Origin of the sequence: Frankia sp. Hr75.2 (genome assembly GCF_949319125.1) — a bacterium.
Lineage (GTDB): Bacteria > Actinomycetota > Actinomycetes > Frankiales > Frankiaceae > Parafrankia > Parafrankia soli.
This window is the reverse complement of record NZ_CASGGV010000321.1, coordinates 142,500-155,491: the sequence shown is the minus strand read 5'-3', so window position 1 is coordinate 155,491 and position 12,992 is coordinate 142,500. Positions and strand designations below refer to the sequence as shown.

The window sequence follows — 12,992 nt, the reverse complement described above, 5'->3', positions numbered from 1 at the left end:
CCTACGGGTCACCCCGGCCCTCGAGGAGGCGCACCACCGGACCACACGAGTTGCCGCAACCTGAGATCCTCCGACCACGGATCGCTCTAGCGTGGTCGGCGATGACCTTCGACGTGGCAGGCCAGGCGTCGACGCCCGGAACCACCGGGCGTGCCCTGGCCAGCGCGCGGATGTGGGCCGCGATCGCGTCCGCCGCCGCGCGCCGGTACGTCACCGACCGGGCGACGGTCGCGGCCTCGGTCATCTCCAACATCGTGCTGACCGTCCTGCGCGGCCACCTGGCACTGGCCGTGTGGGAACAGCGCCCCGGGCTCGCCGGCTACGACGCCACCGCGGCGGTCACCTTCACCGTGGTCGGGCAGGCCCTCGTCAGCACCTTCGCCGTCTTCGGCGGCATGGTCGACCTGGCCTGGCGGGTGCGCGACGGCGGCGTCGAGACCGACGTCGTCCGGCCCGTCGGGTTCCAGCGGTGGTGGCTCGGCCTGGAGGTCGGGCGGGCCGGGGTGTACCTGACCACCCGCGCGATACCCGCGGGTGTGGTCGGAGCGTTCCTGTTCGACCTGCGGCTCCCCCGCTCGTCGGGCACCGGCGCGCTGTTCGCCGCGAGTCTCGTGCTGGCCCTCCTGGTCAGCTTCGGCCTGCGCTACCTGGTCGCGCTCAGCGCGTTCTGGCTGACCGACGACCGGGGGGTGCAGGCCGTCGCCGCGCTCGTGATGATGTTCTTCTCCGGCGCCGTGCTGCCCCTCGGGCTGTTCCCCGGCGTGCTCGGGACGATCGCCGGGTTCCTGCCGTTCGGGGCCGTCGTCCAGGCGCCGATGGACCTCTACCTCGGGTCGCCGGCCGGCGGCACGGCATACCTCGGGAGCGCGGCCGCCGGCCCGGAACGGATCCTCGCCTACCAGGCGGTCTGGGCGCTGCTGCTGTGCCTGGCCGGCCGCGTCCTGACGACCGCCGCGCTGCGCCGCCTCGTCGTACAGGGAGGCTGACGGGTGACCACGGACGAGGCCGCGGCCACCGCCGGCGCAGGCGCAGGCATCAGCACTGCCGGCACCACGGCGACCGGCACCCACGTGAGTGGCACCCACGCGACGGTTGCCGACAGCGGCGTGGGCGGGCGGCTCGGGCTGGTGCGGGCGGAGGCGGGCCACTACCTACTGCTGGTCGGCGCAGCCTTCCGCTCGACGGCCCAGTACCGGCTCTCACTCGTCCTGTACACCCTCGTCGAGATGGCGGCGACGGTGCTGGACCTCGCCGCGATCGGCATCGTGTTCGCCCACCTGCCCGACCTCGACGGCTTCTCGCTCGCCGAGGTCGCCTTCCTCTACGGGACGTCGGCCCTCGCCTTCGCCGCCGCCGAGGCCGCGGTCGGCCCGCTGGACCGCCTCGGCTGGCCGATCAAGGACGGCAAGCTGGACCCGATGCTCACCCGCCCCGTCAGCGTGCTCGTGCAGGCCGCGACCGCGGACTTCTCCCCGCAGCGGCTGGGCCGGGTGGTGCAGCCCGCCGCCGTCCTCGTGATCAGCCTCACCGCGCTGGACGTCCCCTGGACCCCCGCCCGGATCGCCGTCCTCCCACTAATGATCATCAGTGGGATCGTGATCAGTGTGAGCCTCTCGGTGGGCACCGCGGCGGTGCTGTTCGTCGCTCCGGACGCGTCCGTCGCCGTGGGCGCCGTCCGGCAGGGCGCGGCGCTCGCGACGCAGTACCCGCTGACGGTCTACGGCCGCCGGACGGCGCTGCTGATGACCGTGGTGCTGCCGATCGCCTTCGTGAACTGGCAGCCGGCCCTGTTCGTGCTCGACCGGCCCGACCCGTTCGGCCTGCCGGGGCTCACCCGGTTCCTGTCCCCCGCCGTTGCCCTGGTCACCGCCATGCTCGCCGGGACGGCCTGGCGCCTCGGCCTCCGCCACTACCGCAGCACCGGGAGCTGAGTGTCATGACCGGCGTCATCGACGTCGAGGGGGTCAGCAAGACGTTCGTCCTGCGGCGGCGGGCCGGCTGGATGCGCCGGGAACGGGTGGACGTCCACGCCGTCGCGGACCTGTCGTTCACGGTCCGGGCCGGGGAGATCGTCGGGTACCTCGGCCCGAACGGCGCGGGCAAGAGCACCACCATCAAGATGCTGGTCGGCATCCTGACGCCGTCCGGTGGGCGGCTGCGGGTGGCCGGGCTGGACCCGTCCCGGCAGCGCCTGCGGCTCAGCCGGCGCATCGGGGTGGTCTTCGGCCAGCGCTCGCAGCTGTGGTGGGACCTGCCACTACGCGACAGCTTCGAACTGATCCGCCGCATCTACCGGATCCCGGCGCCGCGATACCGGAACAATCTCGAGCATTTCGTCGAGATGCTGGCGCTGGCGCCGATCCTCGACACCCCGGTGCGGCAGCTCTCGCTCGGCCAGCGGATGCGCGGCAACATCACGGCCGCCTTCCTGCCCGACCCGGAGATCGTCTACCTGGACGAGCCGACGATCGGCCTGGACGTCGTCTCGAAGACGGCGGTCCGCGCGTTCCTCGCACGCACCAACCGCGAGGCGGGGACGACGATCGTGCTCACCACCCACGACATGACCGACGTCGAGCAGCTGTGCCGGCGGGTGATGGTCATCGACCATGGCCGGCTGGCCTTCGACGGCGAGCTCGAGACGCTGCGCGAGCGCCTCGGCGGCACGCGGACGCTGCGGGTCGACCTCGCCGAGCCGCTGCCGGCGATGACCGTCGAGGGGGCGCGCGTCGTGCGGGTGCACGGCGCCCGGCAGTGGCTCGAGCTCCCGGCGGGTGGCAGCGCGGCACCGCTGGTCAGCGAGATCGCGGCCCGCTACCCGCTGGTCGACCTCTCGGTCGGCGAGCCGGCGATCGAGGACGTCATCGCCCGCCTCTACACCACCGACCGACTCGCCCCCGACGCCCCCTGATCAACAGGGCCGGAGCCGACGCCTGCGCCTGTGGCGGCGGCGGCTGGCCGCTGCAGGTGGTCAGCTCAGGGTGCGCAGCCAGTTCCGCAGGACGTGGGCACCGGCGTCGCCGGACTTCTCCGGATGGAACTGGGTGGCCGCGAGCGGTCCGCGCTCGACCGCGGCGGCGAACGCCTCGCCGTGCTCGGCGACGGTGTCACCCGCCCGCGCCGCCGCCGCGTAAGAGTGCACGAAGTAGAAACGCGTCTCCGCGTCGATGCCCTCGAACAGGACCGACTCCGATGGGGGCGTGACGACGTTCCAGCCCATGTGCGGCAGGACCGGCGCCGTCAGCCGGCGCACGCTCCCCTCGAGCACGCCGAGGCCCTCCGTCCGCACACCGTGCTCGTCGCCGAGCTGGTAGAGGATCTGCATGCCCACGCAGATCCCGAGGACCGGTCGGCCGGCAGCCAGCCGCTCACGCACGACCTCGCCGCCGCCGACCGCATCCACACCCGCCATGCACGCCGCGAAGGCGCCGACCCCGGGGACGACGAGCCCGCCGGCGGCCCGGGCGGCGTCGAGATCCGCCGTCACCGTCACCTCGGCACCGACCCGGGCGAGCGCCCGCTCGGCCGAGCGCAGGTTCCCCGAGCCGTAGTCGAGGACGACGACGTCCGGCCGCGGGCCGCTCAAAGCACGCCCTTGGTGGACGGCACGCCGGCGACCCGCGCGTCGAGCGCCACCGCGTCGCGCATGGCCCGGGCCACCGACTTGAACTGCGCCTCGACGACGTGGTGGGCGTTGCGCCCGGACAGCACCCGCACGTGCAGCGCGATCCGCGCCGAGGCGGTGATCGACTCGAAGATGTGCCGGGTGAGCGTGGTGTCGTAGGTGCCGATCAGGCCGACCAGCTCCGGCTCGACGTGCACACAGTAGGGCCGGCCGGAGAGGTCGACGGCCGACTGCACCAGCGCCTCGTCGAGCGGCACGGTCGCGTCGCCGAAACGGCGGATGCCCGCCTTGTCGCCGAGCGCCTCGCGCAGCGCGGTGCCGAACGCGATGGCCGTGTCCTCGACGGTGTGGTGCGCGTCGATGTGCAGGTCGCCCTCGGTGCGCACGGTGAGGTCGAAGCCTCCGTGCTTGCCGAGCTGCTCCATCATGTGGTCGAAGAACGGGACGCCGGTCTCCGCCGACGCCAGGCCCGTCCCGTCGAGGTCGAGCTCGATCAGGACGTGCGACTCCTTGGTCTTGCGCTCGACGCGAGCGGTGCGTGCCATCGTTTCCCTCGGGTTCTCCACTGGTGCGGCGCTGGACCGGCCGGCCGGCCGGCCGGCTGTTTGGTCGGTCCGGGCGGTCGTACCGGTCCGGATGTTCGGGTCGGTCCGGATGGTCGGGTCGGGTCGGCCCGGCCCGGTCGGTCAGGAGCTGATCTCCACGGCGGCGCGCAGGAGGGCCGGGCGGGCGGTCAGCACCCGGCGCAGCGCGTCGAGGAAGGACTCCGTCTCGTTCGGCAGGCCGGCCGTCACCCGCAGCCAGCCGTCGAGGCCGACGTCGCGGACGAGCACGCCGGCGTCGAGCAGGCCCTGCCACACGGCGCGCTGGTCGGTGAAGTGGCCGAACAGCACGAAGTTGGCGTCGCTCGGAGCGGTCACGCAGCCGAACTCCGGCAGGGACCGGACGAGCAGGTCGCGCTGTGCCTTCACCGCGTCCACCGTGCCGAGCAGCTCGTCGGCGTGGGCGAGCGCGGTGCGCGCGACCGCCTGGGTGAACGACGACAGGTGGTAGGGCAGGCGGACGAGCTGCAGCGCGTCGACAACCGCCGGATGCGCCGCGAGGTAGCCGACCCTGGCGCCGGCCAGCGCGAACGCCTTGCTCATCGTCCGGGTGACGACCAGCCGGGGGTGGTCGGGCAGCAGGGTGAGCGCGCTGGGGACGCCGGCCCGGCGGAACTCGCCGTAGGCCTCGTCGACCACGACGACACCCGAGCCGACCTCGGCCATGGCGTCGCAGGCGGCCGCGATGACCTCCGCGCCGAGCGCGGTGGCGGTGGGGTTGTTCGGCGAGCACAGGAACAGCAGCGCCGGGCGGTACCGGCGGATCGCGGCGGTGACCCGGTCGGCGTCGAGGGTGAAGTCCGCCGCGCGGGACTCGGCGACCCAGCCGGTGGCGGTCGCCAGCGCGATCAGCCGGTGCATCGAGTAGGACGGCTCGAAGCCCACCGCCACCCGCCCCGGACCGCCGAACGCCTGGCAGAGCTGCTGGAGGATCTCGTTCGACCCGTTGGCCGCCCACACCTGGGCCGCGTGCACGCCGAAACCGGCGTCCGGGGTCAGGTAGTACGCCAGGTCGGCGCGCAGAGCCTCGGCCTCCCGGTCGGGATAGCGGTTGGCCTCGGTCGCGGCGAGGGTCGCGGCCTTGCCGAGCGCATCCACGAGCCCGGCGGACGGCGGGTGCGGGTTCTCGTTGGTGTTCAGCCGCACCGGGACGTCGATCTGGGGCGCGCCGTAGGGCGACATCCCCCGCAGGTCGTCACGCAGGGGCAGGTCGTCCAGGGTGACGGGCCGCCACGGGGCACGGTCGGCCGGGGTGGCCGCAGCGGAGCGCAGCCGCCCGCGGCCACCGACGGGCGCGCCCTGGCCGGCCGGCGCCCCCGGGAGCACCCCGCTGGGACCTGCGGCGTCAGGTGGCCCGGCGCCGTCACCCAGGCCGGCGCCGTCACCCAGGCCGGCGCCGTCACCCAGGCCGGGGCTGTCGCCCAGGCCGGGGCTGTCGCCCGAGGGGGCGGCGTCGCCCGCTCCGCTGATGTTCCCGGTCATCGGGCCCGTACCTCCACCGCGTCGACGTGGGCGATCAGGTCCTCGGCTCCGCCGAGCGCGGCGATGCGGGGCGCGATGTCGGCGAGCGCCTCGGGGCCGCACTCGACGACATGGACCTGGCGCTGGAAGGCGGACACGGCGAGGCCACTGGAGTGCCGCGCGGTGCCGCCGGTGGGCAGGACGTGGTTCGAGCCGGCGAGGTAGTCCCCGAGCGGGACGGGTGCGTAGGCACCGACGAAGATCGCGCCCGCGTTGCGCACCCGGGCGGCGACACCCGCCGCGTCCGCGGTGTGGATCTCCAGGTGCTCGGCGGCCCAGGCGTCGACGACCGCGAGACCCGCGTCGACGTCGGCGACGATCGCCACGGCGCCCTGGCCGGCCAGCGCCTCGGTGACCCGCTCCCGGTGCCGGGTGGCGGGGACCTGCTTGTCGAGCTCGACGTCGACGGCGTCGGCCAGCTCGGGCGACGTCGTGACCAGCAGGCAGGCGGCCATCGGGTCGTGCTCGGCCTGCGCGATCAGGTCGGCGGCGACGAAGTCGGGGCGGGCCGAGCCGTCGGCGAGGATGGCGACCTCGGTCGGGCCCGCCTCGGCGTCGACACCGACCAGCCCGCGCAGCAGCCGCTTCGCCGCGGTGACGTAGACATTGCCGGGGCCGGTGACGACATCGACGGCCGGGCAGCTCTCGGTGCCGTGCGCGAACATCGCGACGGCCTGGGCGCCGCCGGCCGCGTAGACCTCGTCGACCCCGAGCAGGGCGCAGGCGGCCAGCACGACCGGATGCGGCAGGCCGCCGTTGTCGACCTGGGGCGGCGAGGCCACCGCCAGCGAGGCGACGCCGGCCTCCTGCGCGGGGACGACGTTCATGACCACGCTGCTGGGGTAGGCGACCCGCCCGCCCGGCACGTAGAGGCCGACCCGGCCGACCGGGATCCAGCGCTCGGTGACCTTCGTGCCGGGGGCCACCTCGACGACCACCGGCTCCCGGAGTTGGGCCCGGTGCACCAGCCGCGCGCGGCGGATCGCCTCGGTCAGCGCGTCACGGACCGCCGGGTCGAGGGCCGCGAGCGCGCTCGCGAGCGCGTCGGCCGGTACCCGCAGCTCGGCCGGGCGGACCCGGTCGAAGCGCTCCGCGGCGTCGAGGACGGCCGCGTCACCACGGTCGCGCACGTCGTCGCAGACGGGGCGGACCGCGTCCATCGCGACGTCGACGTCCACGGCCGCCCGCGGGAAGAGCCGACGGACGTCCGACGTGGTGGGCTGCGCGGAGCGCAGATCGAGCCTTCTGAGCACGCCCACGAGCGTATCGGCCCGACCGCCGGTCCGAGCAGTGGAACTGTTTGGGAATACCACACCGTGATACGGCGCGGGGCGCGGTGGCACCGGGACCCGGCCCGAGCGGGGTAACCTGCGGCGGTGAGCTCCAGTTCGGACGCCGCCCCCAGTTCGGACGCCGCCCCCGCTCCGGGTACCGCCCCCGATCCGGGCGCCTCCCCCAATGGCACAGGCAGGTACGACGGCAAGTCGGGCTTCCTAGCGCGGCCGCTGTACGCCTACCTGATGGAGCACGGCTCCCCGCCTGACGGCGTCCTGAGTGACCTCGCGGCCGAGACCGCGGCGCTCGGGAGCGTCGCCCGGATGCAGATTCCCGCCGAGCAGGGCTCGCTGCTGACGATCCTGACCGCGGCCCTCGCGCCGTCCCGGGCGATCGAGATCGGCACGTTCACCGGCTACTCCGCGCTGAGCATCGCCCGCGGCCTGCCCGCGGGCGGCCGACTGCTGTGCCTCGACGTCAGCGAGCAGTGGACGTCCGTCGCCCGCCGGTACTGGGAGCGCGCCGGGGTGAGCGACCGCATCGAGCTGCGGCTGGGGCCCGCCGCCGACTCGCTGGCCGCGCTGCCGGCGGAGCCGGTTTTCGAGCTGGCCTTCATCGACGCCGACAAGACCTCCTACCCCACCTACTACGAGCTGCTGCTGCCCCGGATGAAGCCCAACGGCCTGATCATCGTCGACAACGTCCTGCAGTCCGGCCGAGTCCTCGACGCGGACGTGACGGAGCCGAGCGCCGTCGCCGTGCGCGCGTTCAACCGGATGGTGGCCGACGACCCCCGCGTCCAGGTGGTCATGCTCCCCGTCGCGGACGGCCTGACCATCGCCCGCAAGCTGCCGTAGTCCTACCGTTCCGGACGGCCGATCCGGACGTCGACCCCGGGTGAGTAGTGCGCCAGTGGCTCGCCGGGCAGCGGCAGCAGGCCGGTGGCGCGGACGAGACCGTCGTCGATCTCCTCCGGGTGGGCCCGCCACAGCGGCCAGGGCTCGTGGTGGGCCCGCACCGCGCGGTGACTCGATCCGGTCGAGCTGAACACGATCCAGCGCGCCGTGAGGAAGTGGTCGAGCGGGCCGAGCTCGCCGGGCTGGTAGCGCGGGCCGATCCGGATGCGCACCCGGCACGAGGTACCCCGCGGGCCGGGCCAGCGGCGCCGGCACTCGTACCGGATCTCGCTCGGCCCCCCGCTCGGCCCGCCGGACGGCCCGCCGGTCTCGGTGAGCGTCATCGAGGCCCAGAGGTACGGCAGGCGGAAGCCGGTGCGCGCCACCAGCACCGCGCCGAGCCGGGCGGCCTCCAGGGAGAAGAACCAGATCCCGCGCCGGCCCCGCCGGTCCACGACGTAGGTCCGGACATTCGTCTCGCAGAAGTGGGACGCCCAGGGCACGGCGCGCCCGCCGGGCGTCGCGACGCGCATGTAGAAGGGCACCAGGCTCACCCAGGCCCGGTCGTCGTAGGTGTCGGCGGCGAGTTCGGGGGGCAGCAGCCGGCCGACGGCCTCGGGATCGACGGGCCAGTGCACGAACGTGAGCCGCTCCCAGCGCTGCGTCATCGTGGGCCGGTCGACGGTGAACGGGCAGCTGGGCTCGACGACAGGCCGGTCCGACCAGTCGTGCCCATCAGGCAGGCCGGGATGATCCGGACACATACCGACATCGTCGCACCAGGTGACTCAGGTCGCACCGGATGTCTCATCGGGCCCGAACGGGGACCGGCCCCAGACCCGCGCCCCGACCCCGTGTCAGCGGGACGCTCTGCCTCACCAGGACGCCCCGGTTCCACCGGGACGCTCCGGCCCACCGCGCTCCGGCCCATCGGGGTCCGGCCCATCGAGAAGCCCGGCCTCACCGAGAGTCTCGGGCTCTTCGAGGAACTCCGACTCCTCCGAGTCGGAGTCCGGCGAGCCGGGGCCGGACGCGCGCGGCCAGGAGCCGGCCGGCCGGGAGGTGCCCGGCCCGGATGCGCCCCTGGGAGCGCCCGGCGAGGCGAATCCACCGGCCGCGCCGGGCCACCAGCCGCCGGGCCACCAGCCCCCGGGCCAGCCGGGGCCGGGCGCCCCGCCGTCACCGGGCCGGCGACCGCTCGACCAGCCACCACCGGGCCAGCCGCCGTCCGGCCAGCCGCCGTCAGACCAGGCGCGGGCGGCAGGCCACGGTGGGTCCGGCCAACCGCGGAGCGCCCAGGGCGGGCCGACGAAGCCGGGCGGAGGCTGACGCCAGTACTGTTCGCGGCGGCGGCGCATCCACCAGAACCCGCCGATGAGGAGCGCGCCGGCCAGGGCGGTCAGCGAGATACCCGACAGCCCGGTGAACGGCAGTTCACCCCCGGCCTGGCCCTTCCCGGTCCCGCCCGGCCCACCCGCCGCACCGCCGGCAGCGGGAGCCGGGGACTCGGCCGGGGCCGCGCCGGCGGACGCCGCCGGGGGCCGCCGTTCGGACGCCGCGGCCGCCTCGTCCGCGGCCGCCTCGTCCGCGGCCGCCACCTCCTCGGCCGCCACCTCCCCCTCGGCCGCCACCTCGTCGCCCGCGGGATCGCCCAGGGTCAGGCCGTCCAGTCGCGGGATGGAGCTGCGGTCGGAGACCACCGTGGCGCTCTGCTGGCCCTGGAGAAGCTGCAGGAGCGCGATGACCTCCCCCAGCGTCAGCCCGGTGGGCGTGGTGGGCGTGGTGGGCGTGGTGGCCGAGCTACCGCTGTCCTTCGGGGGCCTGTGTCCGCCGTGCCCGTAGTCGGAGCTGTCGGCGTCATCGTCCGCCCCCCTCGGGGATCCGACCACGAGAACCGTCGCGGTGAGGGTGAGCGGGGACGTCCCCGCGGCCGGGACCCCTGTGGCCCCGGCCGCCGCCGGCACGCCGGTGGCCGGGAGCGGGACCGCGCCCGGGGCGACGACCGGAGCAGCGGCCGGCGGGGCACCGGCGCCGGTCGCGGTAAGCAGCTTCGTCCCCAGCGACATGAAGCTGACCGGGACCGCGATCCTCCCCGCGGCGTCCGCCGTGGTCGCGTCCGACGGGACGCCGTTGGCCGCGATCTCGACGAGCGTGCCCGGCGCGAAGCCGCATCCGCCGAAGGTGGTGCTCTCGCCGACCAGCAGGCGCGAGTGGCCCACCCGACCCGAGCCGCAACCGGGAGCGGCCAGCACCGCCACCGTCCTTCCGGCGGGAACGGGCAGGGGTACGGCGCCGGGAGCGGACACGCCGCCGGTGGGGCCGGCCGTGAGGACAGGCCCCCTGGCAGCTGTGGGGACACCGGGGGCCGCGGGACCCGTCGCGGCCCCCGCGGCCCCCGCGAGCAGGACCTCCACCGTCACGATCAGTAGCAGGAAGACGGCCAGGACCGCACCCATCGCAACCATCCGCCTACTGGACGGGACGGCTTCCAGACACTCAGGCACACTCATCGACGACCCCCACCGTCGCGGCTGGCGGCCTAGCCGTCGACAACCGGCAGCCTAGGAGCGACTACTCTCCGTGTCCATGACCTGCTGGGGTCCCGAAGGGACGGCGGGTAGCAGGCCCCGGCGCGCGGTGACCAGCAGGCGCCCGGCGCCCAGCCGGTAGGGCGTGCCGTCCGGATCGGAGTGGCGTCCGATGTCGGTGAAGCCCGCCGCGCCCAGCAGGTCACCGATATGCCCGCACGTGTAGACGTGATGGACGGCGGTGGTGTCCAGCACGTCGTCACCGCGGGTGAACCGGTATCTGCTGAGCATCCGGCTGCGGGCCACGTCGTAGTCGACCGTCGCCTCCGTCGTGATGTCACCGGTCCGCATGACGCGCGCCTCGCCGGTGAAGCCGGGCAGGACGGACTCCGCCGTCGCGCCGAAGTCGAGGACGAGGCCCCCGCCGGGGCGCACCGCCGCGGCGAGGGAACGGACGAACTCCGCGGTCTGCGCGGGGGTGAGGTAGCCGAAACTGTTACCGAGGCACACCGCCGCGTCGAAGGAGCCCGACGGGGCGATCTCCCGCATGTCCCCGAGAACGAACTTGACGGCAGTGCCCGTGGCCGCGGCGGCGCGGCGGGCGTGCTCGATCGCCTCCGCCGACAGGTCCACGCCGGTCACCCGGTGGCCGCGCTCCGCCAGCGCGAGGCTGTGCCGGCCGCTTCCGCACGGGACGTCGATGATCCGCGACCCCGGCGCGAGCCCGAGGCGCGTCTCGACGAAGTCGACGTCGGCGGCGGTCATCTCCGGCGTCGCCGCGCGGCGCCAGAACTCGTTCGGCAGTTCGGTGAAGAACTCGGTGAACCACTCGGGCGAGGGTTCGCCGGTCTGGTCGGTGAGCTGAGTGGAGGAAGAAGAAACAGAAGAATGTGCGGACAACGCCGAGATCTCCTTGCTGGTGCTCTGCAGGGTGACGACATATGTCACCGGGCACCAGGAGTCACGCGCCGCGTCCCGCGGTCAGCGCTGAGCGCCACCGCGCCGGGTCGACGGGTGACCTCCGGAAGCCCGGGACTGTTCCCGGGCAGCCATGGCTTCCTCCACTGTCGGCGCCGGCTGTGTGTTTCCGGCGCTGCCGCGGTCACTGTAGGCCAGCCCGTCACGAACCGTCAAAGTTATTTTCCGGCCGGCGGCGCGCGGTGTCGGAACACCCGCCTGGTCGGCACACCCTCGCCGGGTGTCGGCGGGATCGGCTACAGCGCCAGCCACAGCCGAGCGCCAATACGGTCAGAGCTTCGGGAACTGGCGGTCTGCCTGCTCGCCGGGCTCCAGCAGCCCGGCGGCCGCGCCGACGATCCGCTCGTCGGGGCGGCCGATGACCGACTCGTCCCGGCCGGGGTAGTCCAGCCGGGAAAGGACGTACCGCATCGCCTCGAGCCGGGCCCGCTTCTTGTCGTTGCTCTTGATGACCGTCCACGGGGCCTCGGGGATGTCGGTGTAGAAGAACATCGATTCCTTGGCCTCGGTGTAGTCGTCCCACCGGTCGAGCGCCGCGAGGTCGACCGGGCTGAGCTTCCACTGCCGCACCGGGTCGATCTGACGGATGAGGAACCGCGTCTGCTGCTCCCGGCGGGAGACCGAGAACCACAGTTTGACGAGGTGAACGCCGCTGCGGACGAGCATCCGCTCCAGCTCGGGCGCCTGGCGGAGGAACTCCCGGTACTCCTCCGGGGAGCAGAAGCCCATCACCCGCTCGACCCCGGCCCGGTTGTACCAGGAGCGGTCGAACATGACGATCTCGCCGGCGGTGGGCAGGTGGGCGATGTACCGCTGGAAGTACCAGGTCCCGCGCTCGGTCTCGGTCGGCTTCTCCAACGCGACGACCCGGGCGCCGCGCGGGTTGAGATGTTCGGTGAACCGCTTGATGGTGCCGCCCTTGCCGGCCGCGTCGCGCCCCTCGAAGACGAGGACGAGCCGCTGCCCGGTGTCCTTCACCCAGTACTGCAGCTTCAGCAGCTCGATCTGCAGCAGCCGCTTGTCCCGCTCGTACTCGTCGCGGGAGAGCCGCTGCGCGTACGGGTAGTTCTCCCGCCAGGTGTCGATGGTCGTCCCGTCGGGCCGGAGCAGGATCGCGTCGTCGGCGTCCTCCTCGACGACCGTCAGCGAGCGGACGTCCGCGCCCAGGTACTCGACCGGGAGCACGCCGGGCGGCGCCTCGGCGGCGGCACGCAGACCAGGAGTCGCGGTGGTCAGGTCACTCATGGCAGCCTCCGGTGGCGGTAGCGGGCCGTCGTCGGATACGGCACGTCCCGGGCCGCTTGCCTGCCGGGCGGCCTGTCTGCCGGGCGGCATCGCCTCCCGGTCGGCGTTGTCTCCCGGTCCGCCTTGTCCGCGACGTACCCGCTCCGGGGGTGCGGCAGGCCGGGAGATCCCGCGGCGCCCCGGCCGTCCTCCCCGATCCCACCACCGACCTGGCCGGACGGACCGCGCCGAGCTGGGTGTTCATCATCTGTTCCCCCAGATGAACACAAGTCGACCCGCCCGGGAGCCAGATCCGCGGGCCGATGCCCGGGGATGGGACCGT

Annotated in this window: 12 protein-coding genes; 4 read left to right on the top strand and 8 right to left on the bottom strand. The window is 74.0% G+C overall.

Going from position 1 to position 12,992, the window contains the following annotated elements:
• The first annotated feature begins 101 nt into the window (after positions 1–101).
• The 3 genes from AC559T_RS29685 to AC559T_RS29675 are packed head-to-tail and all read left to right on the top strand — an operon-like array spanning position 102 to position 2,911.
• Positions 102–986, top strand: coding sequence for an ABC transporter permease (locus tag AC559T_RS29685; RefSeq protein WP_498870805.1), 885 nt, complete (start codon positions 102–104; stop codon positions 984–986).
• A gap of 3 nt (positions 987–989) precedes the next feature.
• Positions 990–1,931, top strand: coding sequence for an ABC transporter permease (locus tag AC559T_RS29680; RefSeq protein ID WP_498870804.1), 942 nt, complete (start codon positions 990–992; stop codon positions 1,929–1,931).
• A 5-nt stretch (positions 1,932–1,936) separates the two neighbouring features.
• A complete protein-coding gene (locus AC559T_RS29675; protein WP_112105755.1) occupies positions 1,937–2,911 on the top strand; it encodes an ABC transporter ATP-binding protein in 975 nt (324 codons plus the stop codon).
• 60 nt (positions 2,912–2,971) lie between these two features.
• Here AC559T_RS29675 and hisH read toward each other — a convergent pair whose 3' ends face one another.
• The 4 genes from hisH to hisD form a co-directional block, all read right to left on the bottom strand.
• Positions 2,972–3,586: an imidazole glycerol phosphate synthase subunit HisH gene (hisH, locus tag AC559T_RS29670; protein WP_498870803.1), complete on the bottom strand. Its 615-nt coding sequence runs from the start codon at positions 3,584–3,586 to the stop codon at positions 2,972–2,974.
• Positions 3,583–4,170 (bottom strand): imidazoleglycerol-phosphate dehydratase HisB, encoded by a 588-nt coding sequence (gene hisB, locus AC559T_RS29665; protein ID WP_020459523.1) that lies wholly within the window; start codon positions 4,168–4,170, stop codon positions 3,583–3,585. The genes hisH and hisB overlap by 4 nt, the downstream gene beginning before the upstream one ends.
• Positions 4,171–4,311: 141 nt before the next feature.
• Positions 4,312–5,709 carry a histidinol-phosphate transaminase gene (locus AC559T_RS29660; protein ID WP_498870802.1) on the bottom strand — a complete coding sequence of 466 codons (1,398 nt, stop codon included), beginning with the start codon at positions 5,707–5,709 and terminating at the stop codon, positions 4,312–4,314.
• Positions 5,706–7,001: a histidinol dehydrogenase gene (gene hisD, locus AC559T_RS29655; RefSeq protein WP_200835238.1), complete on the bottom strand. Its 1,296-nt coding sequence runs from the start codon at positions 6,999–7,001 to the stop codon at positions 5,706–5,708. The genes AC559T_RS29660 and hisD overlap by 4 nt, the downstream gene beginning before the upstream one ends.
• A 123-nt stretch (positions 7,002–7,124) precedes the next feature.
• Here hisD and AC559T_RS29650 point away from each other — a divergent pair, with 123 nt between their 5' ends.
• The gene (locus AC559T_RS29650; protein WP_498870801.1) at positions 7,125–7,880 is read left to right on the top strand and encodes an O-methyltransferase; all 756 of its coding nucleotides are present in this window, start codon (positions 7,125–7,127) and stop codon (positions 7,878–7,880) included.
• 2 nt (positions 7,881–7,882) lie between these two features.
• Here the strand turns inward: AC559T_RS29650 and AC559T_RS29645 are convergent, their stop codons facing one another.
• From AC559T_RS29645 to ppk2, 4 genes are all read right to left on the bottom strand, one after another.
• Positions 7,883–8,683 carry a YqjF family protein gene (locus AC559T_RS29645; RefSeq protein WP_498870800.1) on the bottom strand — a complete coding sequence of 267 codons (801 nt, stop codon included), beginning with the start codon at positions 8,681–8,683 and terminating at the stop codon, positions 7,883–7,885.
• 111 nt (positions 8,684–8,794) lie between these two features.
• Positions 8,795–10,375 carry a hypothetical protein gene (locus AC559T_RS29640; RefSeq protein WP_498870799.1) on the bottom strand — a complete coding sequence of 527 codons (1,581 nt, stop codon included), beginning with the start codon at positions 10,373–10,375 and terminating at the stop codon, positions 8,795–8,797.
• A gap of 105 nt (positions 10,376–10,480) precedes the next feature.
• Positions 10,481–11,395 carry an SAM-dependent methyltransferase gene (locus tag AC559T_RS29635; protein ID WP_498870798.1) on the bottom strand — a complete coding sequence of 305 codons (915 nt, stop codon included), beginning with the start codon at positions 11,393–11,395 and terminating at the stop codon, positions 10,481–10,483.
• Positions 11,396–11,695: 300 nt separating this feature from the next.
• On the bottom strand, positions 11,696–12,670 hold the full coding sequence (ppk2, locus tag AC559T_RS29630; protein ID WP_498870797.1) for a polyphosphate kinase 2: 975 nt from the start codon (positions 12,668–12,670) through the stop codon (positions 11,696–11,698).
• Positions 12,671–12,992: the final 322 nt, after the last annotated feature.

Excerpts from the sequence above, each read along its gene's own strand:
- AC559T_RS29685 (WP_498870805.1), top strand. The coding sequence starts at position 102 with ATGACCTTCGACGTGGCAGGCCAGGCGTCGACGCCCGGAACCACCGGG.
- AC559T_RS29675 (WP_112105755.1), top strand. The coding sequence starts at position 1,937 with ATGACCGGCGTCATCGACGTCGAGGGGGTCAGCAAGACGTTCGTCCTG.
- hisB (WP_020459523.1), bottom strand. The coding sequence starts at position 4,170 with ATGGCACGCACCGCTCGCGTCGAGCGCAAGACCAAGGAGTCGCACGTC.
- AC559T_RS29660 (WP_498870802.1), bottom strand. The coding sequence starts at position 5,709 with ATGACCGGGAACATCAGCGGAGCGGGCGACGCCGCCCCCTCGGGCGAC.
- AC559T_RS29645 (WP_498870800.1), bottom strand. The coding sequence starts at position 8,683 with ATGTGTCCGGATCATCCCGGCCTGCCTGATGGGCACGACTGGTCGGAC.
- AC559T_RS29640 (WP_498870799.1), bottom strand. The coding sequence starts at position 10,375 with ATGGGTGCGGTCCTGGCCGTCTTCCTGCTACTGATCGTGACGGTGGAG.
- ppk2 (WP_498870797.1), bottom strand. The coding sequence starts at position 12,670 with ATGAGTGACCTGACCACCGCGACTCCTGGTCTGCGTGCCGCCGCCGAG.